Genomic DNA, 24,580 nt, shown 5'->3' on the forward strand with positions numbered 1-24,580 from the left:
CAGCGCCCCCGACGCTTCCTCGCGAGCCCTCCGACTTCGCCTTCCCGACTTGCCGGCGAAGGGCTTGGCCAAACGCGGAACCTTCGTAGCAAGGAACCGTTACCCGAAGATGTTTTGCCAGAGACGCTCAACGCGTCCACATCGCATCGAGGCCGGCTATGCCCAAGACCATTCCTGAAAACAAAGCGCGTCAGGGACACTGGGGCTGGCACGGCTTGCGGATCCTGATTGCGGGACTTCTCCTGGCCTTTGTCGTTTGGGGCATCGTCGAGATTTACGGCGAGTACACGAAATCCCCGACCACCGAACAAGGCAGCGCTCCGAGCGGCTAGTCTTCTGTTCCTCGTCGGCTGCCCCTGCATCAGGCCGCCTTTGCCCGCATGGCGTGCCGCGGCACCAGCACGTTCAAGGCGCCCGGGTGGATTTCGATGGTAATTTCGTCCTCGAGCTTGATAAGTTCACCGTCGAGGACGGCGCGGTATTTCCTGGCCGCCGACCGGATCTTCAGCACAGCCCGCTCTGTCTGATGGATTTCGACATGTTCATTGTCCCGCCATTTGCCACGCGCGACGTTGAAGAAGAACTTGACCAGTTCGGCGCGCTGCCGCGCGACCGTGACATAAATGCCGAGCACGCCGCCCGCCGGATTGTCGGCAAAGGGCAGGTGACCCTCTCCAAACAGGTTGTTGGTGACGCCGACGCCGGTGGTTCGCGCCGTGATCTCGGCCTCGCCAATGGTCAGGGTGACCGTCATCGCCGGCGGATTCTTGATCGTCTGCCAAGCCGCTTTCGCGGATGCCCGCATCTTGCCCAGCCGGGAGCCGAACTCCATGTTCTGGCGTAGCTGCACCATCTTGGCGTGCATGCCGATCGAGAACTGATGCACGAAAGGCCGGCCATTGGCGGTGGCGATGTCCACCGCCATCACCTCGCCATCGGCGAAGGATCGCAAAGCCGCATCGAGCGTCTGCGGGATGCCGAGCCCGCGCGCGAAGAGGTTCATGGTGCCTGCGGGCAATATGGCCAGCGCCTTTTTCTTGCCCATCAGCCGCGCCGCCGCCGCCGATATCGTGCCATCGCCGCCGCCGGCGAGAATCACGTCGATGCCGCGACGCGAAGCCGCGTTGTCCAATGCCGGCACGATGTCCTTGCCGGCAACCACGTCGATATCGATGGAATGGCCTGCTGCCTCCAGCAGGTCGCGCATGCGATCGCGAAAGCCATCCAGGTCGAGGGTGCGCAAGGTGCCACCGTCCCGGTTCAGCACCGCCGCAAACCGCATGTCCCCTCCGTGTTCTCAAAAAAACTCCGAGCCGGAGAAGCTCCAGCCGTCGGCTGAACGGCGCAAGTGGCAAAAAGGTTCCGGATGATGCGGCGAATTTCCCTTTGCAGGACGCAAGTTGCGAGCCGCGTGTGCGGAGAATATGCGTCCTGGCTTTTGTCGGAACAATGGGCGCAGTCACGACGTTGTGATCAGGCGAATGCCGCGTTCGCCCGTCGCCGGTGACGGCGGAGGCCGGTGCGGCATGCATGAAATCAGGCACGAGGAGACACCATCATGATCCGCAATCTTTTAGCCACGACTGCTCTTGCCATGTTCGTGGCGACGGGCGCGCATGCGCAGACAACTCCGACACCGGCTGCGCCTGGCGCGGAGCAACCCGCCGCTCCTGTGGTGCACGCCGAGGGCAGCATCGCCACCAACATCATCGGTGAATCGGTTTATAACGGCACCGGCGACAATGCCGAGAATATCGGCAAAGTAACCGACATCGTCTTCGACAAGGACGGTCAGGCCAAATCCATAGTCATCGGCGTCGGGGGCTTTCTGGGCGTTGGGACGAAGAATGTCGCGTTCGATTACGACAAGCTGCAGTGGGCCGAGAAAAACGGCGACCGCTGGCTGGTCGCCCAGACGACCAAGGACCAGTTGACGGCGCAGCCGGAGTTCGACACCAAGCCCTATGCTCCGGCACCGGCCGCATCGACAGCGGCACAGGCGCCGTCAACATCCGCGCCGAGCGATACCGCCCAGGCGCCAGTCGACATGAACGCGGCTCCGGCGGAACCGGTGAAGCGCGCCGACGGCAATCTCGCCACCAATATCATCGGTGAGAGCGTCTATAACGGGACCGGCGACGATGCGCAGAACATCGGCAACGTCAACGACATCGTCCTGACCAAGGAAGGCAAGGCGCAATCACTGGTCATCGGCGTCGGCGGCTTCCTCGGCATCGGCGAGAAGAACGTCACCTATGATTTCGGCAAGGCCCAGTGGGCCGAGAAAAACGGCGACCGCTGGCTGGTGGCCCAAACCACCAAGGAAGAGCTGCAGGCATTGCCGGACTTCAACCGCAAGGCTTATGATCCGGCTCCGGTCACGACCGCATCCAACGCACCTGCTGCGTCCACCCCGGCCGTCGCGCCGACAACCAATACGGCTCCGATGGACAAGACGGCGCAGGCCCCGTCCGCCTCCACGCCTGATGCGACCGCTCCCGACCAGACGAAGACCGCAGCGATCGACAAATCCAAACTGACCGAAATGCCTGTCGGCGAGGTCAGGGGCGACGATCTCAAGGGTACCACAGTTTATGGCGCCAACGACGTCAAGGTCGGCGAGATCGGCGATGTCGTGCTGACGCCCGACAACAAGACCGACGCGGTCATCGTGGATGTCGGCGGTTTCCTCGGCGTCGGCGAGAAGGAAGTCGCCGTCGGCATGGACAACCTGAAATTCATGACCGACAAGGACGGTAACAAATATCTCTACACGACCTTCACCAAGGAGCAGCTCGAGGCCCAGGCCGCCTATGACAAAGGCAGCTATGCGCAGAACCGCGAGCAGCAGCGGATGATCGTGAGATAGCAACAACGGCAGTAGGGCAGTAGGGCAGTAGGGCAGTAGGGCAGTAGGGCAGTAGGGATTCCCTATTCCCCTACTGCCCTACTTACACAGCCCACAACGCCATCCCTGGTCAGCTCCGCCAGCGCCAGCGACTGGTCGAGATGTTCGGCCCGCCAGGCAAGCAGCCGTTCGGCGAACTCGAGCCTGGTCGGGAGATAGGCGGGATCGGCGGCGAGATTGGCGAGCTCGGCGGGATCCTTCTCCAGGTCGAACAGCAAGGGCGGCAGGCCGCCGCCGAAATGCACATATTTGAATTTTTCCGTGCGGATCACGGCGAGATTGCACTGGCGCGAGGCATGGCCGAAATGCCGTTCGGCTTCGCCTTCCGCGATCGAACGAAAATCGAATTCCCAATGCGCGGCGTCGCGCCAGTCCGACGGCTCCTCGCCGACGATGAACGGCCGCAGCGAGTGACCGTCGAGATGCGGCGCCGGTTCGCCGCCCAGCAGGTCGAGCAAGGTCGGCAATATGTCCACCGCCTCGGTAAAGCGGTCGACGGCCACGCCTGCGGTGTGGCCGTGACGCGGGTCGCGGATGACCAGGGGGATATGATAGCTAGCGTCGAAGAAGCCGCCTTTGCCCAGCATGAAATGGTCGCCCATCATCTCGGCATGGTCGGAGGTAAGCACAACGATCGTGTCGTCCCACGCGCCCGCCGTCTTGACCGCCTGCCAGATACGGCCGAGCTGCGCATCGACTTCCGAGATCATGCCGTAATAGATCGCGCGGATGCGGCGGAAATCATCCTCGCTCCAGTCATGTACGCTGCCGGCGGCGCCAGGTCGAAACTTGTGCTTTTTCTGCCTGCCGAAATCGTAGGCGAGATAGGGATGGCTGTCCGCCTCTTTCTGCCAGCCTGCCGCGCGGCGAAAGCCGGGGCCGTCGGCGGGGTCGTACATCGCGTCGTATGGTGCAGGCGCGATGAAGGGCGGATGTGGGCTGATGAAAGAGAGATGCGCGAACCAGGGCGCGGCATGATCCTGTTCGCCCAGCCATCGGATGAATTCGCCGGCAAGAAAAGCCGTCGGCGTCTGCTCCTTCGAATAGACGGGCGGCGCAGTCGTCACGGAGCCGGCGTCGCCTGCCCCGTTCGCCGGTCGATGGATCGCGGGGGAGCCGGCGTCGGTATCGATGCCCTGCATTCCCAGCCATGACAGCCACTGCTTCTGATGCTCTGGCAGCAATTGGCGCACCGTGAAACCAGGAAGCACGCCTTCATAGCTTCGCAGCCGCGGATCAGCCGGAGCGAGCCGGCGCGGATCCAGCGATACGTCGGTGTAGCCGAACAGCGTCGGATCGTAGCCCAGCGCGCGCGCCGAAAGCGCTATATTGCCGTGACGGGCATCGAGCGGCGTGCCGTTGCGGCAAACCCGGTTATTCATCTGGTAGAGGCCGGTATAGAGGCAGGCACGGGCCGGCGAGCAGGGTGCCGCGCCGCCATAGTGCCGCTTGAACAATACGCCTTCCGCTGCCAATGCGTCGGCATTCGGCGTCTTCACCAGGGGATGGCCGGCCGCCGAAAGGCAATCGCCGCGCCATTGGTCGCAGGTGATCAGGAGAACGTTCGGACGCCTGCCTTTTCCGGTCACTGGCGATAATCCTTGGCTAATGTGCGAGCGTCGCTCATGGAACCGAAATCCCGCCCCGGCGCAAGCCCGGGCTGCTGGTGGTTCGGTGAACAAACTGCTTTCGATTGTTCACTTCCAGAGTACAGTCCATCCCGTCTTTGTCGCCTTTGACGGGAACAGGCCGATGCTCATATTGGCGAGGACAGCGGCAGGGGCCGCAATAGAACAAGGGAGCAGCACTCATGCTCGACCAGATCAAGGGTTTGCATCACGTCACCTCGATGGCCAGCGATGCCCGCCAGAACAATGAGTTCTTCACTGGGAAGCTCGGCCTGCGCCGGGTCAAGAAAACGGTCAATTTCGACGCGCCCGACGTCTACCACCTCTACTATGCCGACGAGCTCGGCACGCCGGGTTCGGTGATGACCTATTTTCCGTTTCCCAATATCGGCAAGGGCCGTCACGGCGTCGGCGAAGTCGGCACCACCGCCTATTCGGTGCCGGAAGGCACGCTCGCCTATTGGGAAAGGCGCTTCGCCGAGGAAGGTATCGCCGGCCTTTCGCGCGAAGAGACCTTTGGCGAGAAGCGTCTGGCCTTCGCCGGACCGGACGGCGACGGTTTCGCGCTCGTCGAGGACAGGGCCGACACGCGCGCGCCATGGGCGAAGGGCGGCATTCCCGCCGACGAGGCGATCCGGGGCTTTCACTCCGTGTCGCTGCGCCTGAAGGATGGCGGCGCCACCGAGGAACTCTTGAAGTTCATGGGCTATGAGGAGCTCGACAAATCCGGCAATGTCAGGCGGCTGGCGATCAGGAACGGCAATGGCGCCGACGTCGTCGACATCGAATCGCTACCCGGTGCCGCCTTTGCCGATCTCGGCGCGGGCTCGGTCCATCACGTCGCTTTCGCCGTCGAGGATCGCGCCAGGCAGCTCGAAGTGCGCAAGGCGCTGATGGATACCGGCTACCAGGTGACGCCAGTGATCGACCGCGATTACTTCTGGGCGATCTATTTCCGCACGCCGGGCGGCGTTCTGTTCGAAGTCGCCACCAACGAGCCGGGCTTCGACCGCGACGAGGACACCGCCCATCTCGGTGAAGCTTTGAAGCTGCCGGCGCAGCATCAACACCTGCGGCCCTATCTCGAACAGCATCTGCAGAAGCTGGAAGACCGAGGGGCGGGGTCATGAGCACAGACAGCTACATCCACAAGGTGCTGCCCGGTTCGCCGGGCGGTCCGCTGCTCTTCGTCTTCCATGGCACCGGAGGCGACGAGGGCCAGCTCGTCTCGCTGGGGCGCGATCTCGCGCCCCAGGCAACCATCATCTCGCCACGCGGCGATGTGTCTGAACAAGGCGCTGCGCGCTTTTTCCGTCGCACCGGCGAGGGCGTCTATGACATGCAGGACCTGGCGCGCGCGACTCGGAAGATGGCGGGCTTCGTCAAGGCGCAGATAGCAGCGGCGAAGCCGTCGGCGATACACGCTCTCGGCTACTCCAACGGCGCCAACATCCTGGCGTCGCTGCTGTTCGAAGCCCCTGACCTGTTCGACGCGGCGGTGCTGATGCACCCGCTGATCCCGTTCGAACCGGAGGTGAACGGCAGTCTTGCCGGGCGCCGCATTCTGGTGACCGCCGGCAGGCGGGATCCGATCTGTCCGCCGAACCTGACTTCGCGGCTCGAAGCCTATTTGCGCGCCGATGGCGCCGATGTCACAGTGGAGTGGCATGAAGGCGGGCACGAAGTGCGGCCGAACGAAATCGAGGCGGCGCGGCAGCTCCTTGCCGGCGTGGCCCAAGGAGTAAGTGATGCCTGACCAACTGCCGGAGATCGAACTCGAAGATCGTGGTTCCAAGGGCCGCTACGTGCTGCGTGGTCCGGGCGGCGCCGAGGCGGAGATGACCTTCACCAGGATCGGCGAGCACCAGATCATCATCGACCACACCGAAGTGCCCGACGCGTTTCGCGGCCAGGGTGCCGGGCTTCGGCTCGTCACCCGCGCCGTCGAGGACGCGCGCGCGGCGGGCAAGAAGATCATCCCGCTCTGTCCCTTTGCCAACGCCCAGTTCCGCCGTCATCCGGAGTGGGCCGACGTGCTGAAGGGGTAGGATCAGCCGGCGCTTTGCCAGTCCGGACCCTCGGGAGTAAAACAGTGTGATAGGCCAGCACGGCTTTGGCATTTGCACGCTCGGCCCATCTTGCCTAAGTAGATATGATATATCGCGGGCGGCGTGCGCACATCGAACCGAATGATCCCTTCATGACCGAAACCGATCTCGTTCCCGTCTTCGACGGCCATAACGACACGCTGCTCAGACTCTATCAGTCGAAAGACCCGGACGTCGGAAAGCTGTTCATGGAAGGGAAATCGGGCGGCCATATCGACCTGCCGCGCGCACGGGCCGGCGGGTTCGCCGGCGGCATGTTCGCGATCTTCCCGCCCCCTGTCGAGAGAGGCCGGCGCGGCGCTGTCCCGTCGACGCCCAGCGATGCCGAGCCGTTGCCGCCCGAACTCCCGCACAGCGATGCGCTGGCCTCGACGATCGCGATGGCCTCGATCCTGTTCAGGCTGGAACGGGCCGGAGCGCTGAGCGTCTGCCGCAATGCCGCAGATGTGCGCGGCGCCATGGTGCGCGACTCGATCGCTGCGGTATTCCATATCGAAGGGGTCGAGGCGATCGATCCCGAACTCACCATGCTCGACGTGCTGCATGCCGCCGGCTTGCGCTCGCTCGGCATCGTCTGGAGCCGCCCGAACGCTTTCGGCCATGGCGTGCCGTTCCGCTTTCCGTCCTCGCCCGATACCGGTCCCGGCTTGACCGATGCCGGCAAGGCGCTGGTCAAGGCCTGCAACCAACTCAGGATCATGATCGACCTGTCGCATCTCAACGAGAAGGGCTTTCGCGATGTCGCCGCGCTCAGCGATGCGCCGCTGGTCGCGACCCATTCCAACGTGCATGCGATCTGCGGCCACTCACGCAATCTCACCGACTGGCAGCTCGGCGCGATTCGCGAAACCGGCGGCATGGTCGGGCTGAACTTCGCCACCGGCTTCCTGCGCGAGGACGGAAAGATGAATGCCGATACCGGCCTCGACATCATGGTGCGCCACATCGATTCCCTGCTGCAGGCGCTGGGTGAGGATGGGGTTGGCCTCGGCTCCGATTTCGACGGAGCCATGATCCCGGCCGTCATTGGCGACGCCGCCGGTCTGCCGAAGCTCATCGATGCGCTCGCCGCACGCGGCTTCGGCCGCGCGCTGATCGAAAAGATCGCCTACCGAAACTGGCTGGCCATGCTGGAAAGAACCATAGGATAGGCAGGTCAGCCGAACCCCATGCGCTTCAGCCAGTCCTTGCCGACGCCGCGGTCGCGGATGATCGGCAGCGGGTTTTCCGAATCGAGCCGCGCGCAGATGCGGTAGACCTCAAGCGTCTCGGCGCTCATCTCGCCGCGCTTGTAGAAGAACATGGCGGCGGCATAGCGTGTGCGGCCCGACCATTTTTCGCCGAGCGGCGTGTTGACCAGTTCCCACTGTTCGGCCGCCTCTTCTTGCTGCTTGTCGGCTTCCTCGTCCATGGTCAGAAATCCGCCGGCGGATTGGCGGTGCGGCGATCGAGCTTGATGAACGGCCGCGGCACCACCTTGGCCCGCTTCATCAGCTTTTGGTATTGCAGCTCGCGCATTGCGTAGATCTCGACCCAGAGGTCGTCGACGACAGTATCACCATATGGTCGCACCAGCGAAGCGATGGCGATGTTGCGCTTGGCCATCGGCGACCACATGGCGGCGCTGACCAGCCCGACCTCCTGGCTCTTTCTGTGATAGACGATGGCGTGTTCGGCCGGGATGTTGCCTTCGATCTCCAGCCCGACCAGCACATGCCGCAGCTTGCGCTTGGCGCGCGCCTCGAAGATGGCGCGACGGCCGTTGAAATGGGCCTTTTCCAGATCAATCATGAAGCCGAGCCCGATCTCGTCGGGCATGCGCAAGCGGTCGGCGCGGATGGCGTGTTCGGCTGTCGTGAAGTCGGCATTGGCGACGATCAGCCCGGCTTCGAGTCGGGCGCGGTTGAGCGCGGTGTAGCCGATGGCGCGGATGCCGCGCAGTTCGCCGGCCGCCATCAGCCGGTCCCACAGGCTCAGCGCCTTGTCGGCCGGCATGAACAGTTCATAGCCGAGATCGCCGGTGAAGCCGGTGCGCGAGATGGTGACGGTTTCGCCATCATGCGGGAATTCGGCGAGGTCGAATGCCTTCAGCTTTTCGACATCGGCAAAACCGGCATCACGCAGCACGGCGAAAGAGGTCGGACCTTGCAGTGCCAGGCCCGCGACGGCTTCGGTCTCTTCCTCCACCGTCACATCGAACCCGAGGGCGCTGTCGAGCAGCCAAGGCAAATGCCGCTCCTGCGAGCACAGTCGGAACCGCCTTGGCGAGAGCCGGAACAGCGTGCCGTCATCGAGGACGAAGCCGTCGTCGTTGCACCACGCGGTGTAATGGACGCGGCCCGGCTTCAGCCTGGTCACGTCGCGCAGCGTGACGCGGTCGAGGAAGGCCTCGGCGTCCGGTCCCTCGACGCGGTACTTGGTCATCGGCGAGATGTCGAAGAGTGCCGCCTGGCTGCGAATGGCGAAATATTCCAGCTCCTCGTCCCACAGCGAATGCGGGGCGCGGTAGCCCGCCCAGTTGTACCAATCCTGGGTCTTGGCCAGAGCATCGATGCGCGGCTGGAACGGCGTGCCGAGACGCAACGTGTGGAAGTGGGATTGGGCGGCGATGCGGGCGGATGATGGTTGCTGATTCATGCTGGCGATCCTTCGCCGTAGAACGCGACCGCGGCCAACTGAAACATCGCCTTACCCCTTCATCGCGATGATGCGTCGAGCGGCGTTCAATCCAGGCGCGCCGGAGACGCCGCCGCCGGGATGCGAACCGGCACCGGCGAGGAACAGCCCGTCGAGCGGTGTGTCGTAGCCGGACCAGCCCGAGACCGGGTGCGAGATCAGCATCTGGTCGGCCTGCAATTCGCCATGGTGCCAGTGGCCGCCCGGCATACGGTAGCGCGTTTCGATATCGGCGGGCGTCAAGAGCTCGGTGTGGCGCACCGTCTTGCCGATGCCTGGCGCGTAGGCTTCGAGCTGAGCCATGATCGCCTCCAGGAATTTCGCCTTGCCGGCGTACCATCCCTCTTTCAGCGCATAGGGCGCGTATTGCACCACCGCCGACAGCACGCAGGCGCCGTCGGGCGCGAGCGATGGATCGGCGAGGCTGGGCAGCGTGATCTCCATCACCGGGTCGGGCGAGAACGCGCCGTATTTGGATGGATTGAAGGCGCGCTCGACATGATCGGGCGAGGGGGCGATAACCAGCCGCCCCCTGTGGCCGGCGGCATCGACATTTGTGAATTGCGGCGGCCTGTCGAGCGCCAGGTGAAGCTTGGCGACATCACCCTTCATGCGGATGTTGTTCACCTTGCGCACGAAGCCGGTGTCGAGTTCGCGTGGACCGACAAGGTCGAGCAAAGTCGTCGCCGGATTTGTCGCGGAGACGATCGTCCTGGCGCGCAGCACCTCGCCATTGTCCAATGCGATACCGACGGCACGGCCTTTCTCGACAATGATCCTTGCGACAGGCGCCGATGTGCGGACGTTCACGCCGGCCTTTTCGGCCGAGGCGCGGATGGCGGCGATCACCGCGCCCATGCCGCCCTTCGGCACTATCTGCGCGCCGGCCGCACCGCCGGCCTCGCCGGCCAGCCGGTAATAGAGGCCGAGCAGCGAGGTGGGCGAGCGCGGACCGAGATGGCTGCCGAGCGTCGCGTCGAAGGACAGCAGCCCTTTCAGCCTGATGTCGGCAAGCTGCTCGTCGAGCAGGTCGGCGACGTTCATCAAGAGCACGCGCAGGAAATCGCGCATGTCTTCCTTGCCGAGCCTTTTCAGCGCCAGTGCGGCCTGGCCGAGCGCCGCTGTCTCCAGCAGCGACATGCCGGCCAGCTCGGGCGGACGACGCGAGAGGAAGGGTTCCAGGATGCCGGCGTAGCGCAGCAGCTGCGCGCGCAACTGCTTCCACGCGGATTGCTCCGACGAACTTGCACCGGTCAGCATTTCGCCATAGGCGCCGTGCAGGACCAGCGAGGGGCCGTCCATCGACAGCGCAACCGACGGCGCGAAGTCGTCTGGGGTGATCCGCAAGCCATGCTTCTCCAGCTCCAGCGTCTTCACCACGTCGGCATGCAGGCGGTTCAGCAGATGGGCGATCGACGAGACATGAAAACCCGGCGCGAATTCCTCCGTGCGCGCGGCGCCGCCGAGATCGGCTCCCGCTTCCAGCAGCAGCACCTTGCGCCCTGCCTTCGCCAGCGTGACAGCAGTGACGAGGCCATTATGGCCGCCGCCAATGACGATTGCATCATATGACGTCATGGGCCGGGCTCATATGCGAGGTCGATTTGGCGAGATCGCGCAGGATCTCGGCCGCGGCATTTCGGCCGGGCGCGCCCATGACGCCGCCGCCGGGATGGGTCGAGGAGCCGCACATATAAAGACCGCCGACCGGCGAGCGGTATTGCGCGTAGCCCGGCACCGGGCGGTTGAACAGAAGCTGGTCGAAGGTCAGTTCGCCCTGGAAGATGTTGCCTTCGGTGAGCCCGACCTCGGCCTCGATTTCGCGCGGCGTGCGCACCTCCATGTGGACGATGCGGTCGCGAAAGCCGGGCGAGTAGTCGGCAATCTGCGCGATCACGCTTTCGGCGAATCCGTCGCGATCGGCGTCGGACCATTCATGGGCGTTTACCTTGGGCGGCGCGTATTGCACGAAGCAGCTCATGAAGTGTTTTCCCGGCGGCGCCATCGTCGGGTCGAGCGTCGTCGGGATGACCATGTCGAGGAAAGGATCGGCCGACCAGCGCCCGGCCTTCCAGTCGTCATAGGCGCGCTCCATGCGCTCCATCGAATCGGTGAAATGCATGTCGCCGCGATAGACCGGCGAATCCTTCGGCAGAGCCGGGAATTCGGGCATCGAGTCCAGCGCGATGTTGACCTTGCCGGACGAACCTCGGATCTTGAAGTTCCTGACCCGGCGCAGGAAAATCTCGGGCAGTTCCTTTTCCTCGACCAGTTTCAGGAAGGTTCGCTTCACGTCGGCGTTGGAGACGACGAGCTTGCCACGGATCTCCTCACCGCCGGCCAGCACCACACCCTTGGCCTTGCCGCGGCTCACCAGAACATGGTCGACCTCGGCGCCGGTGCGAATGGTTCCACCCGACGCCTTGAAGGATGCCGCCAGCGCTTTTGTCACCGCGCCCATGCCGCCGCGCGCATAGCCCCAGGCGCCGACCGAGCCGTCGACCTCGCCCATATAGTGGTGCAGCAGCACATAAGCCGTGCCGGGCGACATCGGCCCGAGCGCCGTGCCGATGATGCCGGACAAAGCGAAATTGGCCTTGACGACATCGGTCTCGAAATATTCATCGAGGAAGTCCGAGATCGACATGGTCCAGAAGCGCAGCGTCAGCGCCATTTCCTCCGCCGACAGGCCCGCGAATTTCTTGCCCAGATAAAGGAGCTCGCCCAGATCCCGCGGCCGCAGACTGGTCGGGTCGGGCGCGGTGCGCATCAACAGCGGCTGGATGAAACGGCACTGGCGCGTCACGTCGCGCGCATAACGGTCGTAGGCTTCGGCATCGCGTTTCGAGAAGCGCGCAAATTCGCGCCGGTGTGCATCATGGTCCCGGTAATTGGCGAGATAATCGCCATCCCTGGTGAACACCGCGCCGCCCTCATAGGAAATAACCTGCAGGCCGAAGCGCGGCAGTTCGAGGTCGCGCATGATTTCAGGGCGAAACAGCGAACAAACATAGGAACAGTTGGAATAGAGGAAGCCCGGCGTCAGTTCCCGGCTGGTGGCGGCGCCGCCGACCCAGGGATTCTTCTCCACCACCAGCACGTCGAGCCCGGCGCGCTGGAGATAGCAGGCATTGACCAGTCCGTTGTGTCCGCCGCCGATGACGATCGCATCCCAAGCTTTCATTTTGGCCCAGTCTTTCCATGCGATCCGCTGTTCATCTTGGCGTAATCCGTCCCCTCAATGCGCGAAATTTGGCATGGTAGTCGTCGTTTTGTCCAGCTATATTGAATGAATGTTCAACAAATGATGTTGCGTTTTCCCAGACATGGGCTAGGCTTTGCAGGCGTTCGAGACGGACATTCGTCGATTGGGGATCGAGGGTTGATGATCGAAACGGCCGAGGCCGAGCCGGAGTATGACGGAGCCGCCATCCGCTTCCTCGAGGCGCTGTGGGGCGACGGCTACCTGTCGCCGGGCGGGCCCGACGAAGTCGACCGCGTGCTCGAGGGACTTTCGCTCGCAGGCAAGACCGTGCTCGACATCGGCTGCGGGTCCGGAGGCATCACGCTGCATCTGGTCGAACGGCATGGCGCCGCGCACGTCACCGGCTTCGATGTCGAGCGGCCGGTGATCGAAACGGCCAGGCGCCGGGCAGCCTCCCGCGGGCTTGCCGACCGCGCCAGCTTCATCCAGGCGCCGCCTGGGCGGTTGCCTTTCGAGGATCAGTCGTTCGACGTCGTCTTCTCCAAGGATGCGCTGCTGCATGTCGCCGACAAGGATGCGCTGTTTGCGGAGATATTCCGCGTGCTCAAGGCCGGCGGCGCCTTTGCGGCATCAAACTGGATGATCTCGCATGACGGCGAACCATCACCGGAGATGAAGGCCTATGTCGCCGCCGAAGGGCTGTCCTTCGCGATGGCCTCGCCGGCGCGTTACGCACAGGCGATGCGCCAGGCGGGCTTTGCCGAGATCGCGGTTCGCGACCGCAATCCCTGGTACCGCGAGGTGGCGCGGGGCGAACTGGAAAGGCTGAAGGGGCCGCTCTATCCGACGGTCGCGGCGGCAGTGGGCGCCGCCTATGTCGACAAGAACATACGAACCTGGGAGGCCATGCAGAAGGTGCTTGACAGTGGCGAGCACCGTCCCACTCATCTTCGCGGGCAAAAACCGAAGATGGTCGGCTAGCCGGCGATGTGGAGCATGACCGCACCCATGAAAATTGCAGCACGCCAAGAGCAGTCCGCCGAGGCATCGAGCGAACCCGAGAAACGCGGGCGTAAGGCTTCCAAGGAGGTCAGGCAGCTTCAGCTGATCGAGGCGACGATCGATTCGTTGGCCAAGCGCGGCTATTCGGAGACGACGATGGCCGACGTCGCCGATGGCGCGGGCCTGTCGCGCGGCATCGTCAATTTCCATTTCGAGAGCAAGGAAAAACTGCTGATCGCGACCTTGCAACATATGTATGACGAGTACTCGGCGCATTGGCGCAATGCCTTGGAGAAAGCGGGTAACGACCCCGCCGACCAGTTGCGGACCCTGGTCGCGGCCGATTTCGACCGTTCGATCTGCAACAAGCGCAAGCTGGCGGCCTGGTGCGCCTTCTGGGGCGAGGCCAAGTCGCGGCCGACCTATCAGGCGCTGAGCAGCGCCCGCGATGCCGTCTACCAGAACATCTTCATCGAGCTTTGCGCGACGCTCAAGCAAAGCGGCGGCTATGCCTATGAGCCGCAGGTCATGGCGCTGGCGCTCAGCGCGATGCTGGAGGGACTGTGGCTGCGCTTGATGATGGGCACCGAAGACACTACCCGCGAGAGCGCCTTGCAGGCAGCCAACGAATTCCTGTCGGCCGCATTCCCTAAACATTACCAGGGAGCAGCCGCCACCCGTCGCAAGGCATGAAGCAATCGATAAAATAAAAGAGGATGGAACAGCAATGAAGACATCAATCCAGCGGCTGACATTGGCCCGACGCCTGACATTGACTCTGGCATTGACCGGCGTGCTGGCGGCCTCGGCCGCAGCCCTGGCGGTTGCCGCCGACAAAGACCTGGTCGTGTTCGACTGGTCCGGCTATGAGGATCCGAGCTTCCATCCGAAATATGTCGAAAAGAACGGCGATTCGCCGACCTTCGCCTTCTTTGGCGACGAGGACGAGGCGTTCGAAAAGGTGCGCTCGGGTTTCAAGGCCGATCTCGGCCATCCCTGCTCGCAGAGCGTGGTGAAATGGCGCGAGGCCGGCCTGCTGCGGCCGCTCGACACATCGAAGATAACAGGCTGGAAAGATCTCAATCCCGGAATCATGGCGATGAAGGATCTCGCCACGACGGCCGATGGCAAGGCCTGGTTCATGCCCTGGGACTGGGGCAACACCCAGCTCACCTATAATTCCGAAAAGGTCGACGCCAAGGACGTGCAGTCGCTGAAGGCGTTCGCCGATCCGAAGTTCAAGGGCCGGGTTTCGATCGGCGACAATGTCGACGACGCCTATGCGCTGGCAAGCCTGGCCATCGGCGTCAAGGACTGGACCAAGATGACCGACGACCAGTTCAAGCAGGCGTCGGATTTCCTGCGCCAGGTGCATAAGAACGTGCGCTCCTACTGGACCGACACAACGGACGTGGTGCAGCTTTTGAGCGGCGGCGAGGTCGATCTTGCCTGGGCATGGAACGACGCCACCGTGCAATCGGTCGCCGCCGGCGTGCCGATCAAAGCCAAGAAGGACACGGACGAAGGCATTTCGACCTGGGTCTGCGGCTATGTGCTGTTCAAGGATGCGCCCGGCAATGTCGACAAGGCATATGATTATCTGAACGCCGTCAACGATCCCGAAACCGCCAAGGTGCTGGTCAAGGACTGGGGCTATGGCCAGGCCAACGCCAAGGGCATGGCCGGCGTCGATCAGGCCGTGCTGAAGGAAAAAGGCTATGACGATGTGCAGAAATTCGTCGACAAGACGCTGTTCCAGTCGCCGGTGCCCTCGCAGCTCAAGCTCAAGATGATCGCCGAATTCGAGAAGATCAAAGCCGGATATTGAGCCGGTTCGGCCGCCCGCCCGCCTGCGGAGATGGTGGGTGGGCTCGCCAAGAGAGGCGAATTCTCATAACCTCGCGGCAGCCTTTCGCGACGGGGGAATTCGCACCATGAAGCCAGTGCTACGCAGCCTTGCCCTTGCCGCCGCCTGCGTGATCGGCGCCGGCGCCGTCTATGCCTGGGCGGAAGGTGGCGGCGACCTCGTCGTGTTCGACTGGTCCGGCTATGAGGACCCGCTGCTGCACCCTGCCTATGCCGCCAAATACGGCGCCGAGCCGACCTTCGCCTTCTTCGGCGACGAGGACGAGGCCTTCGAGAAGATGCGGGCCGGCTTCAAGGCCGACATCGCGCATCCCTGTTCGCAAAGCGTGGTCAAGTGGCGCGAGGCGGGCTTACTGCAGCCGCTCGACACGTCGAGGATAGCAGGCTGGAAAGACCTCAATCCCGGCATCATGGCGATGAAGGATCTCGCCACCACCGACGACGGCAAAGCGTGGTTCATGCCATTCGACTGGGGCAACACCTCGCTTCTCTACCGCACCGACAAGGTGACGCCGGAGCAGGCGCAATCGCTCAGGATCTTCGCCGACCCGAAGTTCAAGGGCCGCGTCACCATCGGCGACAATGTCGACGACGCCTATGCGCTGGCGAGCCTGGTCATCGGGCTGAAAGACTGGACCGGGATGACCGATGCCCAGTTCCAGAAGGCGTCCGCCTTCCTGCGCGACGTGCACAAGAACATCCGTTTCTACTGGACCGACGACACCGATCTCAACCAGGCCTTCATCGGCAATGAGGTCGATCTCGTCTGGGGCTGGAACGAGACCTATGTGACGCTGAAGGGGCAAGGCCTGCCGATCGCCATGAACCGCGACAGCAAGGAAGGCATCTCGACCTGGGTGTGCGGCTATGTGCTGATGAAGGATGCACCCGGCAAGCTCGATCAGGCCTATGACTTTCTGAATGCAGTCAACGCTTCTGCCGTTTCGGACTATCTGGTGAAGACCTTCGGCTACGGCCACGGCAACAGCGCCGGCATGGCTGTAGTCGACCACACGGTTCTGGCCGATCGCGGCTTCGACGATCTCGACAAATTCCTCGACAAGACGCTGTTCCAACAGCCGGTGGCGCCGGAGCTCAAGCAGCGCATGGTCGCCGAGTTCGAGAAGATCAAGGCCGGCTATTGAACAGCGAATCCACAAGAGCCGATGTCGTCATCATCGGCGCCGGCTTCACCGGGCTGTCGGCGGCGCTCGAGCTGAAAAAGGCCGGCGTCGATTTCGTGCTGCTCGAGGCGCGTGCCCGTGTCGGCGGGCGCGTCGAATCGGTGGAGATCGGCTCCGGCGAGCGCATCGACAGTGGCGGCCAGTTCCTGTGCGAGGACATGCCGGAGCTGATGGCGCTTGTCGAAGCGCGCGGCAAGATGCTGGTCGAAACCCATGTCGAGGGCGCGTTTATCGCCCAGCCGCCGATCTCCGCCGCCGAGGCGAAGCGAACCTATTCTGGTTCGATGGCGATCCGCGAGCGGATGAACGCGATCGCGCCGGACGATCCCTCGATTGCCGGGCTGACCGTTGCCGCCTGGCTCGACCGGCAGGATGATGCCGATGCCGCCAAGGCAGCCTTCCGCTCGTTGATCGAAGGCCTGTGGTGCCTGACGCTGGAGAAACTGCCGCTCTGGCACCTGATCGACAACGATAGGCGCATCACCAATGAGGTGCCGGAGCTCCAGTATTTCCTGCGCGAGACGATGCAGTCGGTGGCCGAGGACCTGGCCAGCGATCTCGGCGACCGGCTGTGGCTCAACGCGGCCGTTTCATGCATCGAGCATGGACCGCAAGCCGTTCGCATCGTCTCGGCGGCGGGTGTCATTGAAGCGCGGGCGGCACTTGTCGCGGTGCCGCCGGTCATGGCGGCGAAACTGGGCTTCGCACCCGCCCTGCCCGAATCCCTGGCGAAGGCGCTCGGCGTTTGGGAAAGCGGCGCCGTGATCAAGGTGCTAGTGCGCTACCCCGCTGCCTTCTGGCGCCGCCGCGGCTTGAGCGGCATGGTGATGTGGCGCGACCCGCCGGGGCTGTTCGCTTGCGATGCCAGTCCGGATGAAGGCCGCGCGGCGCTGGTCGTCTTCGTCGGCGGCCCGCTCGCCTTGCGCTGGGGTGAGCTTGGCGAGACGGCACTGCGCGCCGAAGTGACCGGGAAACTGGTGGAAGCCCTCGGTCCCGACGCGGCCGAAATCGCGGGTTTCAGCCAGCGCGACTGGACGCATGACCGCTGGAGCGGCGGCGGCTACAGCGACCTCATCGTCGACGTCGCGGCGACCGATGCCGAACCTGTGCTCCTGGCCGGCGCGCCGCCTGTTCATTTCGCATCGTCGGAGCTGTCGCCGTCATTTCCCGGCTATGTCGAAGGGGCGATCGTTGCCGGTCGCATAGCGGCGCGAAAGATCATCGCGGACCGTCAATCCGCCACCGCCACCAGGGCTTCGGGATCGTAGGCGAGGCGAATCGAAGTGCCGACCGGAATATCGTCGGCGCCGAAATCGTTGGTCTCGGTTACCGACAGCGGCTTTTCCAGGCCGGGGATCTCGACGATCAAATGGGTGATCTCGCCAAAATAGTGGCGTTCGACCACCTTTCCGGCAACCTCGAACTTGGCCGTCGCATTGTCCCACAGGACGCGCAGGCGCTCCGGGCGGATGCCGAGCGTGGCGCCGCCGCCATTGCGCACGAAGGCCTTCGGCTTGTCGGTCTTCACACGGCCGAAGCCCAGCGTGTCGACGACCAGCGAGGCGCCGTTCTCCTCGACGATCTCGGCCTTGACGAAATTCATGCCGCCGAGGAAGTCGGCGACCTGGCGGTTGACCGGCCGCTGGTAGATCTCCTTGGGCGAGGCGACCTGCGCGATCCTGCCGCCGAACATCACGGCGATGCGGTCGGACATGGCCAGCGCCTCATACTGGTCGTGGGTGACCAGCACAAAGGTGATGCCGACAGCCTGCTGCAGGCGGCGCAGTTCGACCTGCATCTGCTCGCGCAGCTTCTTGTCGAGCGCCGACAGCGGCTCGTCGAGCAGCAGCACCTTGGGCCGCATCACCAGCGCGCGGGCGAGCGCGACGCGTTGCCGCTGGCCGCCGGACAGTTCGGTGGCGAGCCGCTTGCCGAGACCGGTTAGCGACACCTGCGCCAAGGCCTCCTCGACGCGGCGCTTCTCCTCGCCGCCCTGCAATTTCAGCCGCTTCAGGCCATAGGCGACGTTCTGCTCGACATTGAGATGCGGGAAGATCGCATAGCTCTGGAACACCATGTTGGTCGGTCGGCGATTGGGCGCAATGCCTTCCATCGGCTGGCCGCCGACCGAAATCGAACCGCTCGTCGGGTTGTCGAAGCCGGCGATCATGCGCAACAGCGTGGTCTTGCCGCAGCCGGACGGGCCGAGCAGCGAGAAGAATTCGCCCTCGCGAATGGTCAAGGACGCATCGTCGAGCGCCTTGAAGGCGCCGTAGCTGCGGGTGACGCCGTTGATCTCGATCATCGTCCGTTCGGACAGGGTTCGTGCGGATGGGGCCTGCTCAGGCATAAAGCCCTCCCTCGTTCTGGGTGCGTCTGGCGGCGCGGCGGCGCAGGATTTCGGCGACGGTCATCAGCAGGAAGGAGGCGACCAGCAGCAGCGTGCCGAGCGCGAGCACGCCCGGCAGTTTCGCCGCGAAGCGCAACTGGCCCCAGATATAGATCGGCAGCGTCGCCTCGGTACCGGTCAGGAAGAAGGCGATGATGAACTCGTCCAGCGAAATGGTGAAGCAGACCAGCAGGCTGGAGATGATTGCCGGCGCCACCATCGGCAGCGTCACCCGCCGGAAGGTGCCGAAGGCGCTCTCGCCGAGGTCGGCCGAGGCCTCCTCGAGGCTGCGATCGAAACCCTCGAAGCCGGAGGTCAGCACCGTCATCGAATAGGGGATGCAGACCAGGACATGGCCGAGCACGACGGTAAACAGAGAGAGGCTCAAGCCGAGCTGCAGCATCACCAGCAGCATCGAGATGGCGACGATGACTTCCGGCAGCACGAGCGGCGCCATGATCAGACCGTTGATGGCCCGCCGGCCGGGATAGCGGTAGCGGGTGATCGAGCGGGCAGCGAGGATGCCGAGAACCGTCGAAAGGACGGACGCCGAGACGCCGACGATCAGGCTGTTCCAGGTGGCGTCGAGCAGCGCCGGCGTGTTGGGCAGGTCCTCGTACCATTTGAGGGTGTAGCCGGTCAGCGGGAATTTCGGTGTGGCCGCAGTGTTGATCGAAAAGATCGGCAGGAAGATCACGGGCAGATAAAGGAAGCCGACATAGAGGAAGGCGTAGGCCGACAGCCAGCCGCCCGGCAGCAGACGTCGCGCCGCGCTCATCGCGCAAGCCTCTGGGCGGCACGGATGACCAGCACCGTGGCGCCGGCCATCAACGTCACGACCAGCATGGTGGTGACGGAAAGGGCGGCGCCCAGCGGCCAGTTCGAGGCCTTGCCGAACTGCGCCTGGATGGCGTTGGCGATCATGACGCCGTCCTTGCCGCCGACGAGTTTGGGGGTGACATAGTCGCCGACCGTCGGGATCATCACGATCAGCGCCGCCGAGATGATGCCTGGCGCCGACAGCGGCAAAGTCACGCGAAGGAACGAACGAAAGGGACCATCGCCGAGATCCGTAGCCGCCTCCACCAGGGTCCGGTCGATCTTCTCCAGCGAGACGAAGATCGGCAGGATGGCGAAGGCCGCCCAGGCGTGGGTCAGCGTGATGATGACGGCGCTCGAATTGTAGAGCAGCGCCGTCGACGGCTCGTTGATGATGCCGAGGCCGATCAGCCCGGAGTTCAAGACGCCGTTATAGCCGAGAATGACCTTCCACGACATCACGCGCAGGAGATAGCTGGTCCAGAACGGGATGGTGATGAGGAACAGCCACAGGCTCTTGTGGCGGCCGCCGTGGAAGGAAATGAAATAGGCGATCGGATAAGCCAGGACGACGGTGAAGAAGCTGACCGTCAGCGAGATATACAGCGAGCGCCACAACAGATCGCGATAGATCGGCTCGGTCAGGGCGACGCGGCAGTTTTCCAGCGTGAAGGTGCGGTCGATGGTCAGATAGTTCTGCGTCCAGAAGGAGTGGGCGATGACCACCAGGATCGGCAGGACCAGGAGGATGAGCGCGTAGAGAAAGGTTGGGCTGATCAGGGCAAAGCCCTGCACGGGTTCGGATTGCAGAAGGGCATTTCGTCTGGCCCGCGTCATGCGCAACGGGGGCGACCCTTCCACCGCCGCCGTCATTGCCAGACTCCGGGGGGCAGGGCTCCGGCTGTGATCTCGGTTGCTGGCCTGGAGCGTCCCGCCATGCGGTATCCCGTTGGACTGGCGCCGGCTGTTTGTTCCCAATTTTGTTTTGGAGCGCGATCGAACGCAAAACCGGTGACCAGTTTTGCTGATCGCGCTCCGAGCTTGCCGGCTTTCTTTCATCATGCCCGCATCCGCGGATTGAAATCAAGCGCTATTTCTGAGATATTGATTGAACGGACATTCAACATTGTGGGGATTATGCCGGAAATTTCCAGCATTGCCGGCCAAATTTCGAAATCCTGAATTCGACAAGTGATGTGGAGATGACGATGGCGGCTGCGAGGGACCTGAAGGCGAGCGAAATGGCCGGAGCCGGAGCTGCCGATGCCGTCGAGTTGGCCAGGCGCCATCTCGTCCAGCCTTGGCCGTATGCCGGTTCGGTCGGCGCGGAAGCGCGCGCGCTGATCGGCGAAGGCGACGGCATCTACATCACCGACGGCACCGGCAAGCGGTTGATCGACGGGCCGGCCGGCATGTGGTGCGTCAATGTCGGCCATCGGCGCGAGGAGCTCGCCAGGGTGATGTACGACCAGGCGATGGCACTGTCCTACAATACGCCCTGGTACACGATGAACGCGCCGTCGGCGGAACTTGCCGGTCGCATAGCAGGTCATGCGCCTGGCGATCTCAGCCACGTCTTCTACACCACAGGCGGCTCCTCGGCGGTGGAGACGGCGCTGCGCTTCATGCAGTTCTACAACAATGTGCGGGGCCGGCCGGAGAAGAAGCTGATCCTGTCGCGCGGCGGCGCCTATCACGGCTCGACCTATCTGTCGGCCTCGCTCAATGGCCGCCCGCGTGACCGCGACTGGATGGACGGCGCCGACGAGCTGGTGATCAAGCTGTCCTCGCCCGATCCGTTCCGTCGTCCGCAGGGCATGAGCATGGCTGATTTCACCGACTTCCTCGTCGACCAGTTCCGCGACACCGTCGCGCGAGTCGGTGCTGACCGGATCGGCGCTTTCGTCGGCGAGCCGGTGCAGGCCTCCGGCGGCGTTATCGTGCCGCCGGACGGCTACCTCAAGCGCATCCGCGAGATCTGCCGCGACAACGACATCCTCTATGTCTCCGACGAGGTGGTGACGGGCTTTGGACGGCTGGGCCATGTCTTCGCCTCCGGCGATGTGTTCGGCATCGATCCCGACATGATCACCTTCGCCAAGGGTGTGACGTCAGGCTATTTCCCGCTCGGCGGCGTCATCATATCGGAACGGCTGCTGGAGGAACTGCGCCGGTCGAACCATCCCGACGCGATGTTCGGCCATGGCCTGACCTACACCTCCCATCCGGTCGGCTGCGCAGTGGCGCTCAGGAATCTCGACCTTCTGGAGCAGGGCGTACTTGCCCACACGCAAGCGGTCGCGCCCTACTTCCAGGCGCAGCTGAAGACGCTGGAAGAATTGCCGTTGGTCGGCGAGGTGCGCGGGCTGGGATTGATGGGCTGCGTCGAATGTGTCGCCGACCGCGAAAGCAAGGACCCGCTGCAGCTCGACAAGGATGTCGGCAAACGCATCGACGCGCATTGCCACGAGCTCGGCCTGCTGGTGCGGCCGCTGATCAACATGTGCGTGATGTCGCCGCCGCTGGTCATCACGCGCGAGCAGATCGACGACATGGTCGGCATTTTGCGCGAGGGCATTTCGCGCACGATGGATGATCTCAGGAAAGAAGGGGTGTGGCGGGGATGACGTTCTTTCTTCGCCCCGCATAGGACGGGGAGAGGAGCGCTCTCACCGATGGTTTCGCCAATTATCGGCGTCGCCTATCCACGCGACCGCAGCGCGTCGTTCAAGTTCCACATGTCCTTCTCCTCCGGCGCCGTTTCGAGCCCAAGCACGGGGATCTGCCTGCGCAGATGGTCGTGGTGGGTGCGCACTCCGTATTCGAGGTCGGAGAGGTAAAAACCCTCGAAGGCTTCCGACAGCATGGATTCGTTCGACCACACCGAAAGCTGGACATCCTCCGACATGGTGTCGCGGTCGATGCGGAAGGAGAGATAGCGGGCCGCAGCCTGCTCGCGGCTTTCGTCGCGATAGCGGTAAATGGCGCCGCGCAGCAGGGTCTCACCCGTCGACAGCGGGAACTCCTGATAGAACTGCACCGATTCCGGCATCACCGAGAGGACGGCATTGGGGAAGATGCCATAATAGACCCAGGCCTTCTTCAGATAGTCCGGCAGATGCGCCGGCTCCGGCGCGATCTTGACGTAGTTCCTGACGCTCCAGCGACGGCCGGCATGCGGGTTGTAGCTGGCGAAGGAGCGCGACACGCCGTTGACGAAGGGTTCGTCGAAATAGGTCGCGCCATAGAGGTCCTGCAGGGCCGGGTGCGCCATGGCGACGTGATAGCCCTCATTGTCGACGTCGCGCACCGACTTCCAGTTGACCGGAGTTTTCTGGGTCCAGATGCCCCAGGAGGGCACCATGTCGGCGGCCTTGTAGTGCGAGAATTCGGGCTCGATCGGCTTCATCAGCTCGGCGACGGAGGGCTGCGGGCCGCCAGCGCGGAAGCGAATGAAGATAAAGCCCATCCAGACCTCCAGATCGAGCGGCATCAGGCCGAACTCGGTCTTGTCGAGATCGGGAAAGGAACGCGGGCGGGCAGCGCCGCGCAACGTGCCATCGAGATTGTAGACCCAGCCGTGGAATGGGCACACAAGCGCGTTCTTGCAGTTGCCCTGGCTGTCGGCGACGACACGGCTGCCGCGATGGCGGCACATATTGTTGAAACCGCGCACGACGCCGTCCTTGCCGCGCACGATCAGAGCGCGTTCGCCGACGACGTCCATGGCCAGGTAGTCGCCTGCGTCAGGGATGTCGCTGACATGTCCGGCGATTTGCCAATGGTTGCGGAAAACGTGCTCCTTCTCGAGTTCGAGGAGGGCATCGGAATGGTAGCTCCAGCCAGGCAGTCCCCGCCGGTCCCAATCGTTGGGAATGGCCACATCACGGAGATGCGGGTTCATAAAACGTCTCTTCTTTTTATTGAATATCCGTTCAATATAATCATATTTTTCATTGAAATGCAATGGCTTGTGGAAACGAGCATATTTTCGAAAGAAAATTGGCGCGCCGATTTCAATCCAATCCGATGTGACGGCTGGCCCCGAAAACCCCGGAGAATCCGGGCGTTAGCCCGGGTTTCAAAGCTTGGTTCCGGCAAGGTTTCGAAGCAAATCCTGCCACGGCGGAAGCCGAGGCAAAAGGCGTCGCCGCGCGTCTTGCCCGCTTGCCGATCCGCCGAGCCGAGATCGGCAAGCGGGCGCGTGATGCCCAGTTGGTGGGGGCTGCCGCGGGTGCCGTTTCAAGGCGGTTACAATATCAGATTCACACCAGCTTTCCGCTGATACAGAGCGCGACTAAGTTCGTTTTATCAAAAAAAGAAAGTCAACGAAGGGGATGATGATGCATGCGAAAGTTCAGATTGCCAGCAACGACCGCCGGTCCCAGGCTCCGGAGCGCGTTGGCCGCCGCCCGAAGCTGGCGTTGCGCCAGCGCGCCAGCGACCACCCCATGGCGATGTTCATGGCGCTGGCTGCTTGCGCCTTCGCCGGCATGGCGTTCGCGCCGACGGTCGGCCCGGCCTTTGCTTCGCTCAATCCACCGGCCAACGTCGTCGGCGGCGCAATGACCACCACCAGAACCGCACGCCTGCCGATGCCGATGGTCGACCTTGCCTGCAAGGGTCAGGCCTGGGGCGCCGAGAGCGTCGATTGCCTGCGGGCCATAGCCGAGCAGTCCGGAGCCCACAAAGCCCGTGCGGTCCGGACGATCGCCAATGCCGCGCCGCTGACCAATACGCCGAATATTTTCTGAGTTCGACTGAAACATGGTTCCGAAGCGGCTCCGCTTTGGAA

Annotated in this window: 24 protein-coding genes; 14 read left to right on the forward strand and 10 right to left on the reverse strand. The window is 63.5% G+C overall.

Translation table 11 applies throughout. The features are described 5' to 3' along the window. The first annotated feature begins 158 nt into the window (after positions 1-158). A complete protein-coding gene (locus FJ972_RS06530) occupies positions 159-332 on the forward strand; it encodes a hypothetical protein (RefSeq protein ID WP_181165417.1) in 174 nt (57 codons plus the stop codon). Between the two features lie 29 nt (positions 333-361). On the opposite strand, the gene FJ972_RS06535 is transcribed toward FJ972_RS06530, so the two are convergent. Continuing rightward, complete coding sequence (locus tag FJ972_RS06535) at positions 362-1,282, reverse strand: diacylglycerol/lipid kinase family protein (protein ID WP_140525473.1); 921 nt, start codon at positions 1,280-1,282, stop codon at positions 362-364. Positions 1,283-1,558: 276 nt separating this feature from the next. On the opposite strand from FJ972_RS06535, the gene FJ972_RS06540 reads away from it, so the two are divergent. Next, positions 1,559-2,869 carry a PRC-barrel domain-containing protein gene (locus FJ972_RS06540; protein ID WP_140517892.1) on the forward strand — a complete coding sequence of 437 codons (1,311 nt, stop codon included), beginning with the start codon at positions 1,559-1,561 and terminating at the stop codon, positions 2,867-2,869. Positions 2,870-2,931: 62 nt separating this feature from the next. Here the strand turns inward: FJ972_RS06540 and FJ972_RS06545 are convergent, their stop codons facing one another. After that, positions 2,932-4,497, reverse strand: coding sequence for an alkaline phosphatase family protein (locus FJ972_RS06545; RefSeq protein ID WP_140525474.1), 1,566 nt, complete (start codon positions 4,495-4,497; stop codon positions 2,932-2,934). A 221-nt stretch (positions 4,498-4,718) separates the two neighbouring features. Here FJ972_RS06545 and FJ972_RS06550 point away from each other — a divergent pair, with 221 nt between their 5' ends. The 4 genes from FJ972_RS06550 (at position 4,719) to FJ972_RS06565 (ending at position 7,795) form a co-directional block, all read left to right on the forward strand. Then, positions 4,719-5,666, forward strand: a complete 948-nt coding sequence (locus FJ972_RS06550; protein WP_140500598.1) for a VOC family protein — start codon at positions 4,719-4,721, stop codon at positions 5,664-5,666. Continuing rightward, the gene (locus FJ972_RS06555) at positions 5,663-6,292 is read left to right on the forward strand and encodes an alpha/beta hydrolase (protein WP_140525475.1); all 630 of its coding nucleotides are present in this window, start codon (positions 5,663-5,665) and stop codon (positions 6,290-6,292) included. The genes FJ972_RS06550 and FJ972_RS06555 overlap by 4 nt, the downstream gene beginning before the upstream one ends. After that, positions 6,285-6,584, forward strand: a complete 300-nt coding sequence (locus FJ972_RS06560) for a GNAT family N-acetyltransferase (RefSeq protein WP_140500600.1) — start codon at positions 6,285-6,287, stop codon at positions 6,582-6,584. Before FJ972_RS06555 ends, FJ972_RS06560 begins: the two co-directional genes overlap by 8 nt. A gap of 152 nt (positions 6,585-6,736) precedes the next feature. Beyond that, positions 6,737-7,795 (forward strand): dipeptidase, encoded by a 1,059-nt coding sequence (locus tag FJ972_RS06565; protein ID WP_140525476.1) that lies wholly within the window; start codon positions 6,737-6,739, stop codon positions 7,793-7,795. Between the two features lie 5 nt (positions 7,796-7,800). Here the strand turns inward: FJ972_RS06565 and FJ972_RS06570 are convergent, their stop codons facing one another. The 4 genes from FJ972_RS06570 to FJ972_RS06585 are packed head-to-tail and all read right to left on the reverse strand — an operon-like array spanning position 7,801 to position 12,504. Continuing rightward, complete coding sequence (locus FJ972_RS06570; protein WP_140500602.1) at positions 7,801-8,055, reverse strand: hypothetical protein; 255 nt, start codon at positions 8,053-8,055, stop codon at positions 7,801-7,803. A gap of 2 nt (positions 8,056-8,057) precedes the next feature. Beyond that, on the reverse strand, positions 8,058-9,281 hold the full coding sequence (locus FJ972_RS06575) for an aminomethyltransferase family protein (RefSeq protein ID WP_140525477.1): 1,224 nt from the start codon (positions 9,279-9,281) through the stop codon (positions 8,058-8,060). A gap of 51 nt (positions 9,282-9,332) precedes the next feature. Beyond that, on the reverse strand, positions 9,333-10,898 hold the full coding sequence (locus tag FJ972_RS06580) for a phytoene desaturase family protein (RefSeq protein WP_140525478.1): 1,566 nt from the start codon (positions 10,896-10,898) through the stop codon (positions 9,333-9,335). Then, the gene (locus tag FJ972_RS06585; RefSeq protein WP_140525479.1) at positions 10,885-12,504 is read right to left on the reverse strand and encodes a phytoene desaturase family protein; all 1,620 of its coding nucleotides are present in this window, start codon (positions 12,502-12,504) and stop codon (positions 10,885-10,887) included. The genes FJ972_RS06580 and FJ972_RS06585 overlap by 14 nt, the downstream gene beginning before the upstream one ends. 201 nt (positions 12,505-12,705) lie before the next feature. Here FJ972_RS06585 and FJ972_RS06590 point away from each other — a divergent pair, with 201 nt between their 5' ends. From FJ972_RS06590 to FJ972_RS06610, 5 genes are all read left to right on the forward strand, one after another. Next, entirely contained in the window at positions 12,706-13,506 is an 801-nt protein-coding gene (locus FJ972_RS06590) for a class I SAM-dependent methyltransferase (RefSeq protein WP_140517901.1), read from the forward strand. 27 nt (positions 13,507-13,533) lie between these two features. Beyond that, on the forward strand, positions 13,534-14,220 hold the full coding sequence (betI, locus tag FJ972_RS06595; RefSeq protein ID WP_140525480.1) for a transcriptional regulator BetI: 687 nt from the start codon (positions 13,534-13,536) through the stop codon (positions 14,218-14,220). A 34-nt stretch (positions 14,221-14,254) separates the two neighbouring features. Beyond that, positions 14,255-15,355 carry an ABC transporter substrate-binding protein gene (locus tag FJ972_RS06600; RefSeq protein WP_140525481.1) on the forward strand — a complete coding sequence of 367 codons (1,101 nt, stop codon included), beginning with the start codon at positions 14,255-14,257 and terminating at the stop codon, positions 15,353-15,355. 106 nt (positions 15,356-15,461) lie between these two features. Further along, complete coding sequence (locus tag FJ972_RS06605) at positions 15,462-16,538, forward strand: extracellular solute-binding protein (protein ID WP_140525482.1); 1,077 nt, start codon at positions 15,462-15,464, stop codon at positions 16,536-16,538. Beyond that, positions 16,535-17,845, forward strand: a complete 1,311-nt coding sequence (locus FJ972_RS06610; protein ID WP_246674217.1) for a flavin monoamine oxidase family protein — start codon at positions 16,535-16,537, stop codon at positions 17,843-17,845. Before FJ972_RS06605 ends, FJ972_RS06610 begins: the two co-directional genes overlap by 4 nt. Here FJ972_RS06610 and FJ972_RS06615 read toward each other — a convergent pair. Genes FJ972_RS06615 through FJ972_RS06625 form a run of 3 tightly spaced genes read right to left on the reverse strand, consistent with a single transcriptional unit; the run spans position 17,809 to position 20,658 of the window. Then, positions 17,809-18,882 carry an ABC transporter ATP-binding protein gene (locus FJ972_RS06615; protein ID WP_140525502.1) on the reverse strand — a complete coding sequence of 358 codons (1,074 nt, stop codon included), beginning with the start codon at positions 18,880-18,882 and terminating at the stop codon, positions 17,809-17,811. The genes FJ972_RS06610 and FJ972_RS06615 overlap by 37 nt on opposite strands. Positions 18,883-18,919: 37 nt before the next feature. Next, on the reverse strand, positions 18,920-19,744 hold the full coding sequence (locus FJ972_RS06620) for an ABC transporter permease (protein WP_140525484.1): 825 nt from the start codon (positions 19,742-19,744) through the stop codon (positions 18,920-18,922). Continuing rightward, positions 19,741-20,658: an ABC transporter permease gene (locus FJ972_RS06625; protein ID WP_140525485.1), complete on the reverse strand. Its 918-nt coding sequence runs from the start codon at positions 20,656-20,658 to the stop codon at positions 19,741-19,743. The genes FJ972_RS06620 and FJ972_RS06625 overlap by 4 nt, the downstream gene beginning before the upstream one ends. A gap of 63 nt (positions 20,659-20,721) precedes the next feature. Between FJ972_RS06625 and FJ972_RS06630 the strand changes: the two genes are divergently transcribed. Together FJ972_RS06630 and FJ972_RS06635 are read left to right on the forward strand one after the other, a co-directional pair. Beyond that, positions 20,722-20,967, forward strand: coding sequence for a hypothetical protein (locus FJ972_RS06630; RefSeq protein WP_140525486.1), 246 nt, complete (start codon positions 20,722-20,724; stop codon positions 20,965-20,967). A 26-nt stretch (positions 20,968-20,993) separates the two neighbouring features. Next, positions 20,994-22,412 carry an aminotransferase gene (locus FJ972_RS06635; protein WP_140525487.1) on the forward strand — a complete coding sequence of 473 codons (1,419 nt, stop codon included), beginning with the start codon at positions 20,994-20,996 and terminating at the stop codon, positions 22,410-22,412. 74 nt (positions 22,413-22,486) lie between these two features. On the opposite strand, the gene FJ972_RS06640 is transcribed toward FJ972_RS06635, so the two are convergent. Further along, positions 22,487-23,689 carry an aromatic ring-hydroxylating oxygenase subunit alpha gene (locus FJ972_RS06640; protein WP_140500615.1) on the reverse strand — a complete coding sequence of 401 codons (1,203 nt, stop codon included), beginning with the start codon at positions 23,687-23,689 and terminating at the stop codon, positions 22,487-22,489. 439 nt (positions 23,690-24,128) lie between these two features. Between FJ972_RS06640 and FJ972_RS06645 the strand changes: the two genes are divergently transcribed. After that, positions 24,129-24,539, forward strand: a complete 411-nt coding sequence (locus FJ972_RS06645) for a hypothetical protein (RefSeq protein WP_140525488.1) — start codon at positions 24,129-24,131, stop codon at positions 24,537-24,539. Positions 24,540-24,580 lie beyond the last annotated feature (41 nt).

The sequence above is a fragment of the Mesorhizobium sp. B2-1-1 genome (genome assembly GCF_006442975.2).
GTDB lineage: Bacteria > Pseudomonadota > Alphaproteobacteria > Rhizobiales > Rhizobiaceae > Mesorhizobium.